The sequence below is a fragment of the Mesorhizobium sp. WSM3864 genome, from assembly GCF_002294955.1.
In the GTDB taxonomy this organism is placed as follows: domain Bacteria; phylum Pseudomonadota; class Alphaproteobacteria; order Rhizobiales; family Rhizobiaceae; genus Mesorhizobium.
In genome coordinates this window covers 110,445-125,819 of sequence record NZ_NSGD01000005.1, presented here as the reverse complement: position 1 = coordinate 125,819, position 15,375 = coordinate 110,445, and the positions used below count along the sequence as shown (strand labels likewise).

General features: G+C 64.2%; 15 protein-coding genes. 8 read left to right on the top strand and 7 right to left on the bottom strand.

Annotation, left to right across the window (positions count from 1 at the left end; all coding sequences use genetic code 11):
• Positions 1 to 69: 69 nt before the first annotated feature.
• From CK215_RS13360 to CK215_RS13345, 4 genes are all read left to right on the top strand, one after another.
• On the top strand, positions 70 to 975 hold the full coding sequence (locus tag CK215_RS13360) for a branched-chain amino acid ABC transporter permease (protein WP_095776991.1): 906 nt from the start codon (positions 70 to 72) through the stop codon (positions 973 to 975).
• 243 nt (positions 976 to 1,218) lie between these two features.
• Entirely contained in the window at positions 1,219 to 1,824 is a 606-nt protein-coding gene (locus CK215_RS13355) for a TRAP transporter small permease subunit (RefSeq protein ID WP_067003346.1), read from the top strand.
• Positions 1,821 to 3,617, top strand: a complete 1,797-nt coding sequence (locus CK215_RS13350) for a TRAP transporter large permease subunit (protein WP_170950295.1) — start codon at positions 1,821 to 1,823, stop codon at positions 3,615 to 3,617. The genes CK215_RS13355 and CK215_RS13350 overlap by 4 nt, the downstream gene beginning before the upstream one ends.
• Positions 3,618 to 3,629: 12 nt before the next feature.
• Positions 3,630 to 4,658 (top strand): zinc-dependent alcohol dehydrogenase family protein, encoded by a 1,029-nt coding sequence (locus CK215_RS13345; protein ID WP_095831185.1) that lies wholly within the window; start codon positions 3,630 to 3,632, stop codon positions 4,656 to 4,658.
• Between the two features lie 84 nt (positions 4,659 to 4,742).
• On the opposite strand, the gene CK215_RS13340 is transcribed toward CK215_RS13345, so the two are convergent.
• Positions 4,743 to 5,852, bottom strand: a complete 1,110-nt coding sequence (locus CK215_RS13340; protein WP_067003340.1) for a TRAP transporter substrate-binding protein — start codon at positions 5,850 to 5,852, stop codon at positions 4,743 to 4,745.
• A gap of 245 nt (positions 5,853 to 6,097) precedes the next feature.
• Here CK215_RS13340 and CK215_RS13335 point away from each other — a divergent pair, with 245 nt between their 5' ends.
• Positions 6,098 to 6,868, top strand: a complete 771-nt coding sequence (locus tag CK215_RS13335; protein WP_095831184.1) for a gamma-glutamyl-gamma-aminobutyrate hydrolase family protein — start codon at positions 6,098 to 6,100, stop codon at positions 6,866 to 6,868.
• A 6-nt stretch (positions 6,869 to 6,874) separates the two neighbouring features.
• On the opposite strand, the gene CK215_RS13330 is transcribed toward CK215_RS13335, so the two are convergent.
• From CK215_RS13330 to CK215_RS13310, 5 genes are all read right to left on the bottom strand, one after another.
• Positions 6,875 to 7,267 carry a hypothetical protein gene (locus tag CK215_RS13330; RefSeq protein WP_170950294.1) on the bottom strand — a complete coding sequence of 131 codons (393 nt, stop codon included), beginning with the start codon at positions 7,265 to 7,267 and terminating at the stop codon, positions 6,875 to 6,877.
• 131 nt (positions 7,268 to 7,398) lie between these two features.
• The gene (locus CK215_RS13325; RefSeq protein ID WP_095831183.1) at positions 7,399 to 8,382 is read right to left on the bottom strand and encodes a 2-hydroxyacid dehydrogenase; all 984 of its coding nucleotides are present in this window, start codon (positions 8,380 to 8,382) and stop codon (positions 7,399 to 7,401) included.
• Positions 8,379 to 9,401, bottom strand: coding sequence for a LacI family DNA-binding transcriptional regulator (locus tag CK215_RS13320; protein ID WP_067324144.1), 1,023 nt, complete (start codon positions 9,399 to 9,401; stop codon positions 8,379 to 8,381). Before CK215_RS13320 ends, CK215_RS13325 begins: the two co-directional genes overlap by 4 nt.
• 61 nt (positions 9,402 to 9,462) lie before the next feature.
• Positions 9,463 to 10,347, bottom strand: coding sequence for a DMT family transporter (locus tag CK215_RS13315; protein ID WP_170950301.1), 885 nt, complete (start codon positions 10,345 to 10,347; stop codon positions 9,463 to 9,465).
• A 340-nt stretch (positions 10,348 to 10,687) separates the two neighbouring features.
• Positions 10,688 to 11,095, bottom strand: a complete 408-nt coding sequence (locus CK215_RS13310) for a DUF2000 family protein (RefSeq protein ID WP_067003707.1) — start codon at positions 11,093 to 11,095, stop codon at positions 10,688 to 10,690.
• A gap of 33 nt (positions 11,096 to 11,128) precedes the next feature.
• Between CK215_RS13310 and CK215_RS13305 the strand changes: the two genes are divergently transcribed.
• A complete protein-coding gene (locus CK215_RS13305) occupies positions 11,129 to 11,980 on the top strand; it encodes an AraC family transcriptional regulator (RefSeq protein WP_095831182.1) in 852 nt (283 codons plus the stop codon).
• A gap of 238 nt (positions 11,981 to 12,218) precedes the next feature.
• Here CK215_RS13305 and CK215_RS13300 read toward each other — a convergent pair whose 3' ends face one another.
• The gene (locus CK215_RS13300) at positions 12,219 to 12,692 is read right to left on the bottom strand and encodes a MarR family transcriptional regulator (protein WP_095831325.1); all 474 of its coding nucleotides are present in this window, start codon (positions 12,690 to 12,692) and stop codon (positions 12,219 to 12,221) included.
• A gap of 358 nt (positions 12,693 to 13,050) precedes the next feature.
• On the opposite strand from CK215_RS13300, the gene CK215_RS13295 reads away from it, so the two are divergent.
• Positions 13,051 to 14,112 carry a GTP-binding protein gene (locus CK215_RS13295; protein ID WP_067003322.1) on the top strand — a complete coding sequence of 354 codons (1,062 nt, stop codon included), beginning with the start codon at positions 13,051 to 13,053 and terminating at the stop codon, positions 14,110 to 14,112.
• A 141-nt stretch (positions 14,113 to 14,253) separates the two neighbouring features.
• Positions 14,254 to 15,228, top strand: coding sequence for a WD40 repeat domain-containing protein (locus CK215_RS13290; protein WP_095782237.1), 975 nt, complete (start codon positions 14,254 to 14,256; stop codon positions 15,226 to 15,228).
• Positions 15,229 to 15,375: the final 147 nt, after the last annotated feature.

Genomic DNA, 15,375 nt, shown 5'->3' with positions numbered 1-15,375 from the left:
TTTGACAAGTTAGATTTCGGATGCAACGCTCCAAACGAGGGCCAGTTCGCACGGCCCTAGGGATGCTCCATGCTTTATTTCTATCAGCAGGTGCTGAACGGGCTGCATTCGGGCGCGCTCTATGCGCTGCTCGCCTTCGGCTACGTGCTGACCAACGGCATCCTGCACCGCACCAACCTTGCCTATGGCGCGCTGTTTGCCTTTTGCGGCCACACCATGATCCTGACCGCCGCCTTCGGCTATCAGGCGCTGTGGCTGACGCTGTTTGCCTCGGTCGCGCTAGGTATCGTTGCTGCCCTGCTCTATTCGGTGCTGATCAGCCAGGTGCTGTCGCGCAGCGTGTTCGAGAGGCTGGCGGACCGGTCGCCTAATGCGATCGTGGTGACGACGCTCGGCATCTTGCTGTTCCTGTCGGAAGCAAGCCGCATCGCCGCCGACACGCATGATCTCTGGCTGCCGCCGATGCTCGCCCAACCCGTCGTCTTCGCGCAGGGTGCCGGCTTCAAGGTGACGCTCACCGTTATCCAGCTCTTGGATTGCGCGGCGGTGATGGCGATGGTGGCAGTGGCCGCCTGGCTGTTTTCGCATTCGCGCTTCGGACGGGCCTGGCGGGCCGTGTCCGACGACCCGAAGGCGGCCGCGATGTGCGGCATCGACGTCACCGCGGTGTTCCGCCGCGCGGTGCTCTATGGCGGCTTCTGCGCGGCTTTTGCCGGCATGCTCGCCGGCATCTACTACGGCAACATCAGCTTCGGCACGGGCCTCGTCTACGGCCTCAAGATCCTGTTCGTGACGGCGGTCGGCGGCTACATGTCGCCGCTCAAAGCTGCTCTCGGTGCCGCGGCCTTCGGCATGGCCGAATCGCTGTGGGCCGGTTATTTCCCGCTCGAATGGCGCGACGGCTGGATATACCTCTTTCTCGTCGCCATGCTGGTGCTGATCGGCGCCGGCCGCGACCAGGCCAAGGTCGCCTGAAACCCATCAGACTTTGGTTGCATGACGCGCCGTGAGGTGACCGGTTTTTACCGTTGCTCGCCGCGTGGGTCGCCGGCACGTGCTTTGCCATGTTGACCATCCGGGCCACGCACTGCATACCGTTGGGCCAAGCGGCGCGACACCGGAGGGGGACTCGGGCGCGGCGCCAGCACTTTGAGTTAGGCATCGTGCTTTCCGAAATCGAACGCGATTCTCGGGGCCGGTGCGCGAGGGAGGAAATGCATGGCAGGGCTGCTCGCTCTATCCACGACGATCGACCGCATCAACGAGTTCATCGGCCGCTGGGTCTCGTGGCTGATCCTGCTTGCGATCCTGGTGAGCGCCGGCAACGCGGTCATCCGCAAGGTGTTCGACATCTCCTCCAACGCCTGGCTCGAACTGCAGTGGTATCTGTTCGGCGCCGCCTTCATGCTGGCCGCCGCCTATACGCTGAAACAGAACGACCATATCCGCATCGACATCGTCTACGGCATGTTCCCCCGCCGCGTGCAGCACTGGATCGACCTCCTCGGCCATCTCCTCTTCCTGATGCCGTTCGTGGTGCTGATGGTGATCTACTTCGTGCCTTACGTGTCGCTGTCCTTCCGCAGCGGCGAGATGTCGACCAATGCCGGCGGGCTGATCGTCTGGCCGGCCAAGGCCATCCTGCTCGTCGGCTTCTTCCTGCTGGCCATCCAGGGCGTCTCCGAGATCATCAAGAAGATCGCCATCATGCGCGGCGACATGGAGGATCCCACTCCCTATGTGTCGGCCCACGACCAGGCCAAGCTCGAGGCCGAAGCGCTTGCCGAAGAAGCCAAGGCGCTGTCCGGCGAGGTGCGCTCATGATCGAGTTCATCGCGCAGAACATGGCGCCGATCATGTTCGCCTCGCTGATCATCTTCCTTTTGATCGGCTACCCCGTCGCCTTCTCGCTCGCTGCGAACGGCCTGTTGTTCTTCTTCATCGGCGTGCTCTTGTCGCCCTATTCCGGCGGCTCGATCAACCTCGCCTGGCCGCTGCTGCATGCGCTGCCGGATAATTTCTACGGCACCAGGGTGATGTCGAACGACACGCTGCTGGCCATTCCATTCTTCACTTTCATGGGGATCGTGCTGGAGCGATCCGGCATGGCCGAGGACCTGCTCGACACGGTCGGGCAGCTGTTCGGCCCGATCCGCGGCGGGCTTGCCTATGCGGTGATCTTCGTCGGCGCACTGCTTGCCGCAACGACCGGCGTGGTGGCGGCCTCCGTCATCGCCATGGGGCTGATCTCGCTGCCGATCATGCTGCGCTACGGCTACGACCGGCGCCTCGCCTCGGGCGTGATCGCGGCTTCCGGCACACTGGCCCAGATCATCCCCCCCTCGCTGGTGCTGATTGTGCTGGCCGACCAGCTTGGACGCTCGGTGGGCGACATGTATGCGGGCGCACTGATCCCCGGCCTCGTTCTGACCGGCATCTACATGCTCTACATCCTGATCATGTCGATCGTCCGGCCGAACGCGATGCCGGCATTGCCGCTCGAGGCCCGCACGCTCGGCCACGGCGTGATTTCGCTGATCGTGGCGCTGATGGTGACCGGCGCGATTTCCTATGCGGCCTATCGTTACCTCGCGCCGACGCATGGCGACAATGCGGACATCCTTGGCGCCACCGTGGGCGTGATCGCCATCTACATCGTGGCGATCGCCGACCAGCGCCTCCACATCAACATGATGTCCAAGCTGGCACAGCAGGTGGTGATCGTGCTGATCCCGCCGCTGGCGCTGATCTTCCTGGTGCTGGGCACCATCTTCCTCGGCATCGCCACCCCGACCGAGGGCGGCGCCATGGGCGCCGTCGGCGCGCTGATCATGGCGGGCTTCAAGGGGCGGCTGACGATGGACGTCATCAAGCAGGCGCTGGCCTCGACGACGCGGCTCTCCGCCTTCGTGCTGTTCATCCTGATCGGCGCGCGCGTCTTCTCGCTCACCTTCTACGGCGTCAACGGCCACATCTGGGTCGAGCATCTCTTGACCTCGCTGCCGGGCGGCGAGACCGGCTTCCTGATCGGCGTCAACGTGCTGGTTTTCGTGCTCGCCTTCTTCCTCGACTTCTTCGAGCTCGCCTTCATCATCGTGCCGCTGCTGGCGCCCGCCGCCGACAAGCTCGGCATCGACCTGATCTGGTTCGGCGTGCTGCTTGGCGTGAACATGCAGACCAGCTTCATGCATCCGCCGTTCGGCTTCGCGCTGTTCTACCTGCGTTCGGTCGCGGCGCGCGTGCCCTATCTCGACCGCATCACCGGCAAACAGATCGCGCCGGTCACCACCGGCCAGATCTATTGGGGCGCGGTGCCGTTCGTCTGTATCCAGGTGATCATGATCGGGCTTACCATCGCCTTCCCGCAAATGGTGATGCGCTACAAGGGCACCGCCGTCGAGCCGAGCACGATCGACCTCAAGCTGCCGGACATGCCGGGACTTGCGCCGCTCGGCACGCCGCCGGCCGACAATGGTGCGGCGCCCGCCAGTGGCGGCTCGGCGCCCGCCGCGCCTGGCACCCCGGACTTGTCACAGCCGCCGAATTTCGGCGATACGGCCCCCGCCAAGCCGGCGGCGCCGGCGCCCGATCTTTCCAATCCGCCGAGTTTCAACTGAGGTGACCAAGTCATGAGAGCCGTACGGCTGGAAGCAATCGGCGGCATCGCCCTTCGTGAGGTCGACAAACCTGCGCCGGGGCCGGAGGATGTTCTGGTGCGGATCGAAGCCTGCGGCGTCTGCGGCACGGACCGCCACCTGTTCCATGGCGAATTCCCGTGCACGCCGCCGGTCACGCTCGGCCACGAATTCTGCGGCATCGTCGAGGCGGTCGGCGACGCGGTGTCCGGCATCGCCGTCGGCGATCGGGTCACGGGCGACCCCAACATCGCCTGCGGGCGCTGCAGCCAGTGCCGGGCCGGCCGCGTCAATTTGTGCAGCAATCTCAGGGCTATCGGCATCCACCGCGACGGCGGTTTCGCCGATTATGTCGTGATGCCGCAAGGCCAGGCCTTCCTCCTGCCCGGCAACCTTCAGCCGACGCATGGCGCCTTCTGCGAGCCGCTGGCCTGCTGCCTGCACGGCATCGACCTCGCCGGAATCAGGCCCGGCGGCTCGGTGGTGGTGCTCGGCGGCGGCGTCATCGGCCTGCTCACCGTGCAATTGGCGAAGCTTGCCGGTGCCGCGACCATCATCCTATCGACCAGGCAGGCCTCGCGCCGGGCGCTGGCCGAAGAACTCGGCGCGACCGCTACGGTCGATCCCAGCGCCGTCGATCCCATCGAGGCCATCGCCGGAAAAGCCGGGCTTGTGCCGGGCGGCGTCGACGTGGTGCTGGAATGCGCCGGGGTTCGCGACACGATCGAGCAGTCGATGCGAATTGCCAAGGCCGGAGGTACGGTGGTGATCGTCGGCGTGATGCCGCAGGGGCAGAAGGTGGCTTTCGAGCCTTTCGACGTGCTGTTCCGGGAGTTGAAAGTCCTCGGGTCCTTCATCAATCCCTTCACGCATCGACGCGCCGCGGACCTCATCGCGTCCGGCGCGATCGAGATCGACAAGCTGATTTCCAGGCAGGTGCCACTCGAAGAGGCCCCGCAGGTGATCTCGAACCCAGCCGCCCCCGGCGAGGTCAAGGTGCTGGTCGTGCCGGGCCGGACCTGAAGTCCTGCAACGTTGGCGATTGGCGAAACCGGCGGTGACAGCGCCCTCTCCCCGTCACCATAGGGGAGAGGGCGTAGACCCCGGCTACAGCTTGCCGTTACGCTGCTGCACCATCATGAAGGTGTCGTAGTTGTATTCGGCGACCTGGGCCCAGAGATAGTGCTCCTTGCGGAAGCCTTTGATGGATTCCCAGATCTTCTTGAACGGCGCGTTGTTGGCCTCCATTTCGGCATAGACTTCGTTGGCCTTTTCGAAGCAGGCGGCCATGATTTCCTGGCTAAAAGGAGCCAGCTTGGCGCCGCTGGCGACCAGCCGCTTCACCGCCGCCGGATTGAGGTAGTCGTATTTCTGCAGCATGTTGGCGTCGGCGGCTTGCGCGGCCGTGTGCACCAGCGACTTGTAGGCAGGCGACAATTCCTCGTATTTTGCCTTGTTGAACATCAGATGCACGGTCGGGCCGCCTTCCCACCAGCCGGGATAGTAGTAGTAGGGCGCGACCTTGTAGAAGCCGAGCTTCTCGTCGTCATAAGGGCCGACCCATTCGGCGGCGTCGATCGTGCCCTTTTCCAGCGCCGGGTAGATGTCGCCGCCGGCGATCTGCTGCGGCACGACGCCGAGCTTCTGCACCACTTTGCCGGCAAAGCCGCCGATGCGCATCTTGAGGCCGGAAAGATCGGCGACCGTGTTGATCTGCTTGCGGAACCAGCCACCCATCTGCACGCCGGTGTTGCCGCCCGGCAGGCCGAACAGGCCTTGCGTTGCAAGGAATTCGTTGAAGAGGTCAATGCCGCCGCCATGATAGTGCCAAGCGTTCATGCCGCGCGCGTTAAGCGAGAACGGCACTGCGGCACCCAGCGCCCAGGTTGGGTCCTTGCCCCAATAGTAATATGCCACCGTGTGGCATGCCTCGACGGTGCCTGCGGCGGTGGCGTCGGCCGCCTGCAGGCCGGGAACGAGCTCGCCCGAGGCGAAGACCTGAACCTGGAAATTGCCGTCGGTCGCTTCCGACAGCATTTTTGAGAACACTTCCGCACCGCCATAGATCGTGTCGAGCGATTTCGGGAAGGACGATGCCAGCCGCCAGGTCACTTTCGGATTGGACTGGGCTATCGCCGGCGTGGCAAGCGCGGCGGCCGCTGCCGCGACACCAACACCGGATGCACCGGCCTTACGGATGAACGAACGACGATCCATGCATTTTCCTCCCGTTTAGAACCAACAGACCGATGCTCGGACATCCGCGGTGCCCTGATCGGCTGCGCGAAACAATACACGGGCAAGATGTCGAGTCCAGCACCGCGGGCAACGTGCAACTATAGTCTAACGCCGACCGTCCTGGCCCATTCGGAGAACCGAAACTTGCCATGGCAAAGTGCCGACTGATCGCCTATTTTGTAGGCAGAATAATTCGTTAGCCCTCGATGGAACCCGTATCCAAAATGCAGCAGCCGCTCGTTGCCGTCTCAACCGATGTCCGCCAGTTCGACAACTACACATGGCATGCCGCGCCCCAGCAATATATCGAGGCGGCGATCGCCGGCGCCGGCGTGTTCCCGCTCCTGGTGCCGTCCTTCGGCGACCGGCTCGATTTCGACGAGCTGCTGTCCTCGGTCGACGGCGTCATGGTGACGGGTTCGAAATCCAACGTGCATCCCTCGCTCTATGGCGGCGATCCCAGCGAGGCCAACGGTCCCTACGACCCGGCGCGCGACTCCACCACGCTGCCGCTGATCCGCAAGGCGATCGAGCGCGGCGTGCCGCTGCTCGCCATCTGCCGCGGCATCCAGGAGCTCAACGTGGCGCTGGGCGGGACGCTCGGCACCGAGATCCAGGAGCGCGAAGGCTCGCTCGATCACCGCGCGCCGGTGAGCGACAATCAGGACGAGCGCTTCGGCATCCACCAGACGATTTCGATCAAGCCTGGAACCTGCCTCGCCGGCGTGTTCGGCGCCGGCGACATCAAGGTCAACTCGCTGCATCGCCAAGCGATCGACCGGCTCGGATCGAAACTGCAGGTCGAGGCTTTGGCGACCGACGGCACGATCGAGGCCGTCTCGGTCAAGGAGGCCCGCGCCTTCGCCGTCGGCGTCCAGTGGCACCCCGAATATTGGGTGAAGTCGGACAGCAACTCGGCAAAGATCTTCCGCGCCTTCGGCGATGCCGTGCGCCTGCATGCGGCGAAGGCCGGTGCACGCGCGGCGGCGGAATAGCCGAACTCAGTCGCTGGTCGTCGCGTTCAGCGCCAAAAGCGGGGCGGCCGGCGCATAGGATTCGTAGCCGTCGCCATCAGCAACACCGAAGGTGACGATCGGATCGATGCCGTTCTCGCTGAACGCGACCGAGCCGTCGGCCTGCTCGCGCCAGAATTTCACACGCTCGATGCCGGGCATCAGCTTGCTGCAGTTCGGAGCAATTGTCAGCAGCGACAGGCCGTCCGAGACCTCGGCGCCGCGCTTGATTGCGCAGGCCGCTTCGTCGCCATTGGCTGTCAGCCGATAGCTGTTGGAGAGGCCGGCTTGCTCGACCGCGCTTTGGCCGTTGCCGTCGTGCAGGGACTGAACGCCCCCGTATAAGGCGACTGACGTAATCAACCCGGCTAACAGCTTCACTCCGCCTCTCCACATCCTGGCTTGCCGTGCCATGCCGGTCTCCAAACCACGCGCCGATTTGGACAACATGCATAACGAAGTATGCAGAATGATGGTTAAGCAGGCGTTAATAAATGTGGCCGGCCTTCCGCTCAGGCGCGTGGCTTGACGTTGATCGTCTCCGGCACCGGGGTCAGCGGCCGGCGCTCGCCGAACCAGGAGATGAGATTATCGACGCACAGATCCGCCATGGCCCGGCGGGTGTGGTCGGACGCAGATCCGACATGCGGCAGAAGGGAGGTGTTGGGCGCATCGAGCAGCGCTTTGGGCACATTCGGTTCGTCGGCAAAGACATCGAGCCCGGCGGCAGCGATGGTGCCATTGGAGAGTGCCGCAGCCAAAGCCGCCTCATCAACCGTGCTGCCGCGGCCGATATTGACGAAGACGCCGTTCGGGCCGAGCGCCGCCAGGACCGCCGCGTCGATGGCTTTCTCCGTCGCGGCCCCGCCCGGCGCAATGCAAATCAGCGTGTCGACCGCTTCGGCCAGACCCTTCAGCGTCGCATGGTACTCGTAGGACAGGCCATCGACCTGGCGGCGGTTGTGATAGGCGATCGGCAGGCCGAAAGCCTCGAGGCGACGGGCGACGGCAAGGCCGATGCGTCCCATGCCGAAGATGCCGACGCGGCGGCCGCGCAAGGTGAGCCGGCTCAGGCGATAGTCACCCTTCCTCACCCAGTCGCCGTCGCGCAGCCATTTCTCGGCGGCGTACATTTCGCGCACCGTGTTGATCAACAGGCCGATGGTGGTGTCGGCAACCTCTTCGGTCAGCACGTCGGGCGTGTTGGTGACCATGACGCCGCGGGCGGCCGCGTGACAAGCGTCGACGGAGTCATAGCCGACGCCGAAATTGGCGATGATCTCGAGATTGGGCAGCGCGTCGATCATGGCCGCGCTGATGCCGCCGAAGGAGGCGATGCCGCGCACGCTCTCGCGCATCTCGCCGGTGACGAGCGACGGATCGGCGCGCTCGATCCGCACGCGCTTGAACGCCTTGTCGATCCGGCCGATGGCATGGTCGTTGAAACGGCCCGGCACCAGGATGGCGACCGGCGACTTCGCTTCTGTCTGTGTCATTGACGCTCCACCGGCTTGCCGGTGGACTGGCGCACGTGCAGCTCCGGCTTGATCAATTCCTGCGACGGCCGCACGGCCTGCCCGTTCAGCTTGTCGAGCAGCGCGCTGGCGGCGCGGCGGCCGACCTCGCGCTGGCCATTCCAGACCGTGGTCAAGGCCGGCGTTGCTATCGCAGCCTCCTCCAGGTCGTCGTAACCAGTGACGGAAATATCGACGCCCGGCACCAGGCCGGCGCGCGCGATGCCGTTCATCAGCCCGATCGCAACCAGATCATTCCAGCAGCAGGCGGCGGTCGGCTTGTCCTTCAGCGCCAAGAACTGTCCTGCAGCCTCGAAACCAGCCTGCTTGGTGCGCGGTCCAGGAATGCGCCAGGACGGCTTCACCTCCAGCCCGGCCGCCTCCATGGCGTTGACATAGCCCTGGTAGCGGTCGCGGCCGGTCGAGGTCTGGTCCGTGCCGCCGATCATGGCGATGCGTTTGTGGCCGAGCGAGATGAGATGGTTGGTCGCGAGTGCCGTGCCATAGGCATCGTCGCCGCGGAAGACCGGCACGTCGGCGCCGGTGACGGTGCGCGCGATCAGCACCGCCGGGAGGCCGTTTTCCTCGGCCATGATGATGTCCTCGGCCGGCGTGCCTATGGCCGGCGACATGATGACGCCGTCGGCGCCGAGCTGCAGCAGCGTATCGATGAAGGTGCGCTGCTTTTCCAGCTGGTCATAATGGTTGGACAGGATGAAGGTCTGGCGGCTGCGGTCGAGCTCGCTTTCTATCGAGCGCAGAATCTCGGCGAAGAACGGGTTCATGATGTCGTGCACGACGACGCCGACAATGCCGGAGCGCGAGGTGCGGAGCGACGCGGCCCGTCGGTTGTAGATATAGCCGATGGCGCGCGCGTGCTCCTTGATACGCTCGCGCGTCGAGCCCGCGACCAGCGGGCTGTCGCGCAGCGCCAGCGACACCGTTGCCGTGGATACGCCAAGCGCATCCGCGATCGTCGAAAGCTTGATCTTCTGTGCCAGCCTTGGTCCCCGAGGCCTTTAAACTGTTTAAATGGGGCTTATGCCATCGATTGAGGGCAAATCAAAGTTTTTTTGCCAAGCTCTCGGCTTCTGTGTCCAAGGAAGCGGAATTGCGCAGGCGAAGCCTGTGCTCGCGGTGGATGATGTACAGGCCGCTGACGACGATGATGGCCGCCCCGAGCAGGGTCCAGCGGTCGGGAAACTGGTGGAAGATCAGCCAGCCGGAGATGATCATCCAAACCATCTGCGAATAGGGGTAAGGCGCGAGCGCCGTCGTCGTCGCCAGGCGATAGGCCTGGACCAGGAGCCAATGGCCGCCGGCGCCGAAGACGCCGAGCATCAAAAGGATCACCCAGTGCCAGCCGTCCTGCGGCAGGGACAATGAGAAGGGCAGCATGGGCAGGAGCAGCACCGCCGGCGCCAGCGCCGAGAACAGGATCAGGCTCTCGGATCTCTCCGTCGACGACATGCGCCGGGTCATGATGACGTAAAAAGAATTCGACAGCATCGAGCCCAGCGCGAAGAGATGGCCCATGCCGAACACGCCGACGCCGGGCCGGGTGATGATGAGGACGCCGACGAAGCCGGTGAGGATCGCCAGCCAGCGCCGCCAGCCCGCCCACTCGCCGAGCAGCGGGCCGGCCAATGCGGTGATCACCATCGGGCCGAAGAAATAGATCGAGGTGGTCTCGGCGAGCTGCAGCGTCCTGAGCGCCAGGATGTTGAACATAGTCGAGCCGAAAAGCAGGCATCCGCGCAGAATGTGCGCCGGCAGGTTATTGGCGCGGAAGCGCGACGGCTCGCGCCAGCCGCGCAGGAAAACGCCGACAAGCAGGACATGCACGATGAAGCGGGCCCAGGCGACGATCAGCGCCGAGACGCCGGCGAGCACCAGATATTTGCTTGAGGTGTCGAGAAAGGTGAAGCAGACATAGACGCAGAGCATCAACAGCATCGCCGCGGGCGGCGTCGCGCTGTCGTCGTGATTTTTGGGAACGCTCAAAATCGGGCCGGAGGAGAGGTAGACGCCATTCTTTTGCGGCAATCGCCGCCGACCGGCAAGCCAAAAGCGACTGGCCCAACAAGACGTGCCGACAGGCTTAGAGCGCAGTGCCTTGGCGATCAGCAGAACGTTCCTGGTTCGTCATCCCGTGCGGAGCAAGGAGCGACGCGACGCTCGCAGACCCCAGGCTGGCGAAGCAGGGAGGTCGCGGCCAATCTCGAACGTGCGCGACGTCGTCCGGACGAATGGTCAATCAGTCACCAAGAGCATCCTTCCCGGAGAATCAAGCATGCATGCGGGCGCCCTTGGTAATCTTGTCGACGAGCTTCTTTTCGGCGCGCAGCGCGATGCCGACGATCTTGGCGTCGTCCGGCGCGAATTCGGCGAAGACGGCGCGGTTGGCCAGGTCATGGCCGGTGGAGAACATCTCCTCGACATAGGCCGATGTCGTCACGCCGCGCTCCAGGGCCCGGCGGTGGATCGCGGCAAGCGTCGACCCGTCTGCCGACAGCACGATAACGGGCTGGATCGAGAGCGGATTGAAGAAATTGCCGGCGCGGTCGCGATAGGCCTCGCCGATGATTTCAGGACATTGCGCGACGATGCCGCTGGTCAGGAAAGCGGTAACGTTGAGCTTCTGCCAGACGGCGAGATCTTCCTTGAGCACGATTGCAAATTTCGTGTCGAACACCAAAATGTCTCTCCGAGATGTGGATCAGGGACCATGGCGCACGATGTAGGCAATGAGGCGCTGGGAGGTCTTGAACGTTCGTGCGCTGAGGACGACCGGATCGTTTCGGCGCCCGGCGCCACGGGCCTCGAGCGCATCGAGGCGCGATTCCACGGCAATGCTTTCGACCTGCACCGCCACGACACCTACGCCATCGGCGTGACGCTCGACGGCGTGCAGCGCTTCCACTATCGCGGCGCGCTTCGGCACAGCCTCCCCGGCCAGGCAATCGTTCTGCATCCCGACGAACTGCATGACGGCGGCGCCGGCACCGAGCACGGCCTACGATACAGGATTCTCTATCTCGAGCCGTCGATGCTGCTCGACTGCCTCCACGGATCGCCGCTCCCCTTCGTTAAGGATGCTGTGGTGAGCGACCCTCAGTTGCGCGGCACGCTGCTGTCGGCGCTAACACCGCTCACCGAGGAGCTCGACGACCTGTTCGTGGCGGATTTCATCGCGCAGCTGGCGCAGCAATTGAAACGCCATGCCGGACAACCGGCAAAATCAGCGGGAAAGATCGCGTGGCGGGCTGCCGCGCTGGCCCGCGACTATCTCGAAGAAAACGCTGAACGGCCGGTGCGTTCCGACGAGCTGGAGGCGGTTACCGGCCTCGACCGTTACGCGCTGTCGCGCCATTTCCGCGCGACCTATTCGACAAGCCCGCATCGCTTCCTGTTGATGCGTCGGCTGCAGCGAGCACGGCGCATGATCGAAGCGGGAGAGCCGCTTGCCGAAACCGCTGTTGCGGCCGGCTTCAGCGATCAGAGCCATTTCAACCGGCATTTCAAGAAGGCGTTCGGGCTGACGCCGGGACGCTGGGCGACGCTGGTGCGCGACGCGTAGCGTCGTCGCCCTTTCCGATAAGCTGCCGATGCTTGGGTGGTGGCTGAAGCGACGACGCTGTGCATCGCGCTTGCGTCGCTCGAGACGACGCTTACGCGTCGCTCGTGGCCACCAACGCCCCAGCGGCTAAGCGACGATGCTGCGCATCGCGCTCACGCGTCGCTCGTGGGTCACCAATGCCCAGCGACTAAGCGACGATGCGGCGCATCGCGCTTGGGTTGAGCGATGACGCTGCGCGTCACGCTTCATCCAGCTCGGCGTCGTCGTCGATGAGGATCAGGTCCTCGTTCGACAGGTTGGCCTCGATGCGGGCGAGCAGCTTGAACAGCGCCTTCTGGTCTTTCTTGTCGAGACCCCTCAGCGCCTGCTTCTCGGTCTTCTTGACCGATTTCTCGATGGCGCGGATGGTTTCGCGGCCGGAGCCGGTGAGGAAAATATGGGCCTGGCGGGCATCGGCGTTGGAGGCGCGCTTTTCGAGAAAACCCTGCGCCTGCAGCCTGTTGATGGTTTTTGTGATCGTCGGCGGACGTACGCCGAGCTTGTCGGCGAGATTGCCGGGTGTCTGGCCGTCTTCGCGGTCGAGCGCCAGCATGATCTGGTCCTGGCCGGCGTAGAAGCCATGTGCCAGAAGCCGCGCAGCAAGCGCCGTGCGCGCCAGCCGCGCTGCCGAATGCAGCCGGCTCATAGTCGCTGTTCTGTCCGCCTTGGCCATGGTCATTCCCTCTTCGGCCGAACCGGCGCGGGCAGCATAGAGGCTGTCCGGCGGCTGGCAAATGACGATTTAACGAGTCCGGCCTGCAAACACTTTGCCGGCAAGCATTGCGGTGCCCGCGCAGGTGATGCCAGATGTTTATTTCAGTTAGATGACAAACGACTTTTGGCCCGCCGGCATTCACAGCGGAACATCCCGGAGGGGCTCTGATGCCGTGCGGCTGCCCTGTTCCTTTAACCCACTGCGGCTGCCCCGATCGGGACCGGCTGGCCCATCGGTTTGGCGCGTGCAAAAGCGCGGCTCGCATCCTATATGAGGCCGACAAATCCTTCGAGGCACAGATTTTTCGAGGCAGGCCATGAGCGATGCACAGACGCAGATCCCCGTAACCGTTCTCACCGGCTATCTCGGCGCGGGCAAGACGACGCTGCTCAACCGCATCCTGTCGGAGAACCACGGCAAGCGTTACGCGGTCATAGTCAACGAGTTCGGCGAGATCGGCATCGACAACGATCTGATCGTCGAATCCGACGAGGAAATCTATGAGATGAACAATGGCTGCGTGTGCTGCACGGTGCGCGGCGACCTGATCCGCGTCGTAGAGGGCCTGATGCGGCGGCCCGGCCGTTTCGATGCCATCGTGGTCGAGACCACTGGCTTGGCCGACCCGGTGCCGGTGGCGCAGACCTTCTTCATGGACGACGATGTGCGCTCCAAAACCAAGCTCGACGCGGTGGTGGCGCTGGTTGACGCCAAGCACCTGCCGCTGCGCCTGAAGGACTCGAAGGAGGCCGAGGACCAGATCGCCTTCGCCGATGTGGTGGTGCTGAACAAGACCGATCTCGTCACCCCGGAAGAGCTCGAAAAGGTCGAGGCGACGATCCGCGCCATCAACCCGGCGGCCAGGATCCATCGCACCCAGCGCGCCGGGGTGGCGCTCGGCGAAGTGCTCGACCGCGGCGCCTTCGACCTCTCACGCGCGCTGGAGAACGATCCGCATTTCCTCGAGGCGCACGACCACGATCACGACCATGAATGCGGTCCGGATTGCGATCACGACCACCACCATCATCACGACGGGCACGATCACCATCACCACGGCCATCCTTCCGACATCCACGATGTCACGGTGAAGTCGGTCTCGCTGCGCGGCGGCGAGATGGATCCGAAGAAGTTCTTCCCCTGGATCGAGAAGGTGACCCAGATGGAAGGGCCGAACATCCTCAGGCTTAAGGGCATCATCGCGCTGAAGGGCGACGAGGACCGCTATGTCCTGCAAGGCGTGCACATGATCCTCGAAGGCGACCACCAGCGCGCCTGGAAGGACGGCGAGAAGCATGAAAGCCGGCTGGTCTTCATCGGCCGCGATCTCGACGCCGAGCGCCTCAGGAAGAGTTTTGAAGCTTGCCAGGCGGCTTAATTTGGCCGCCCTGACCTTCTCCCCTTGTGGGAGAAGGGAGAGCCGCAACGCTGGCGCCATTCCTCGTTTGCGACCCGAAGCGGGTTGAGACCCGTAGCTCAACCCCTTAAGGGATGGGCGGAAATCGAATGGATCATCCCCATGCCGACAGTCGCCCCGCTTGATCTCGAAGGCCATTGCGTCGCCGCCGTCTTCCTCGGCGACGTGCCGCATTTCGCTTTGGCCGACGGCGCGATCCATCGGCTCGACAATGGGCATAAGACCGTACAGGCGAATGACGGGCTGCTCGCCGCCTTCCACGATGCGGCGAACGACCGCCTGATCACCGGCGGCGAGGACGGCAAGGTGTTTGCGGTCAAGGCCGGCGGTGAGGCGAGCGAACTTGCCAGCGCCGGCAGAAAATGGATCACCAGCGTTGCCGCCGGCCCTCAGGGTGCGGTCGCCTATGCCTCGGGCAAGACGGCGTTCGTCCGTTTCGCCGACGGCAAGATCAAAGAATTCGCCCATCCGCGCTCGGTGGAAGGGCTCGCCTTCTCGCCCAAGGGCATGCGCTTCGGCGTTGCCCGCTACAATGGCGCGACGCTGCATTTCCCTGCGGCTGAGGGCAAGCCGGTCGAGCTCGAATGGGCCGGCGCCCATACCGGGATCAGCTTTTCGCCGGACAGCGCTTTCCTGATCACCACCATGCAGGAAAACGCGTTGCATGGCTGGAAGCTGGCGGACGGCAAGCACATGCGCATGAGCGGCTATCCGGGCAAGGTCAAAAGCCTGTCCTGGAGCGTGAAGGGCAAATGGCTGGCGAGCTCCGGCGCGCCGGCGGCGATCGTGTGGCCTTTCGCCAGCAAGGACGGGCCGATGGGCAAGGCGCCGCTGGAGCTCGGCACGCGCGGCAATACCATGGTGACGTGCGTTGCCTGCCATCCCAGCCAGGAGGTCACCGCGATCGGCTATGAGGACGGCATGGTGATCGCGGCCCGCTTCGCCGACGCCAAGGAAGTGCTGCTGCGTCGTCCCGGCAAAGGCGCCATCACCTCGATGATGTGGGACAAGGAAGAGCGCCGCATCGTCTTCGGCAGCGCGGCCGGCGATTGCGGCGTGATCGACATCACTGCCTAAGGGATTAGGGGAATAGGGCGGCAAGGGAATAGGGAAGGAGAGCCTTCCTCCGCTGTCTTCCCAATGCCCTACTCCCCTACTTCCTTAATCCCTTAATCCCTACTGCCTGAGCCAACGCCCGCCACCTGCGCGGCCAATTGCGGTTTT

What these genes read in the sequence shown, in the direction of transcription:
- CK215_RS13360 (WP_095776991.1), top strand. Translation starts at nt 70, where the DNA reads ATGCTTTATTTCTATCAGCAGGTGCTGAACGGGCTGCATTCGGGCGCG.
- CK215_RS13355 (WP_067003346.1), top strand. Translation starts at nt 1,219, where the DNA reads ATGGCAGGGCTGCTCGCTCTATCCACGACGATCGACCGCATCAACGAG.
- CK215_RS13350 (WP_170950295.1), top strand. Translation starts at nt 1,821, where the DNA reads ATGATCGAGTTCATCGCGCAGAACATGGCGCCGATCATGTTCGCCTCG.
- CK215_RS13345 (WP_095831185.1), top strand. Translation starts at nt 3,630, where the DNA reads ATGAGAGCCGTACGGCTGGAAGCAATCGGCGGCATCGCCCTTCGTGAG.
- CK215_RS13340 (WP_067003340.1), bottom strand. Translation starts at nt 5,852, where the DNA reads ATGGATCGTCGTTCGTTCATCCGTAAGGCCGGTGCATCCGGTGTTGGT.
- CK215_RS13335 (WP_095831184.1), top strand. Translation starts at nt 6,098, where the DNA reads ATGCAGCAGCCGCTCGTTGCCGTCTCAACCGATGTCCGCCAGTTCGAC.
- CK215_RS13325 (WP_095831183.1), bottom strand. Translation starts at nt 8,382, where the DNA reads ATGACACAGACAGAAGCGAAGTCGCCGGTCGCCATCCTGGTGCCGGGC.
- CK215_RS13315 (WP_170950301.1), bottom strand. Translation starts at nt 10,347, where the DNA reads ATGCTCTGCGTCTATGTCTGCTTCACCTTTCTCGACACCTCAAGCAAA.
- CK215_RS13305 (WP_095831182.1), top strand. Translation starts at nt 11,129, where the DNA reads ATGGCGCACGATGTAGGCAATGAGGCGCTGGGAGGTCTTGAACGTTCG.
- CK215_RS13300 (WP_095831325.1), bottom strand. Translation starts at nt 12,692, where the DNA reads ATGGCCAAGGCGGACAGAACAGCGACTATGAGCCGGCTGCATTCGGCA.
- CK215_RS13295 (WP_067003322.1), top strand. Translation starts at nt 13,051, where the DNA reads ATGAGCGATGCACAGACGCAGATCCCCGTAACCGTTCTCACCGGCTAT.
- CK215_RS13290 (WP_095782237.1), top strand. Translation starts at nt 14,254, where the DNA reads ATGCCGACAGTCGCCCCGCTTGATCTCGAAGGCCATTGCGTCGCCGCC.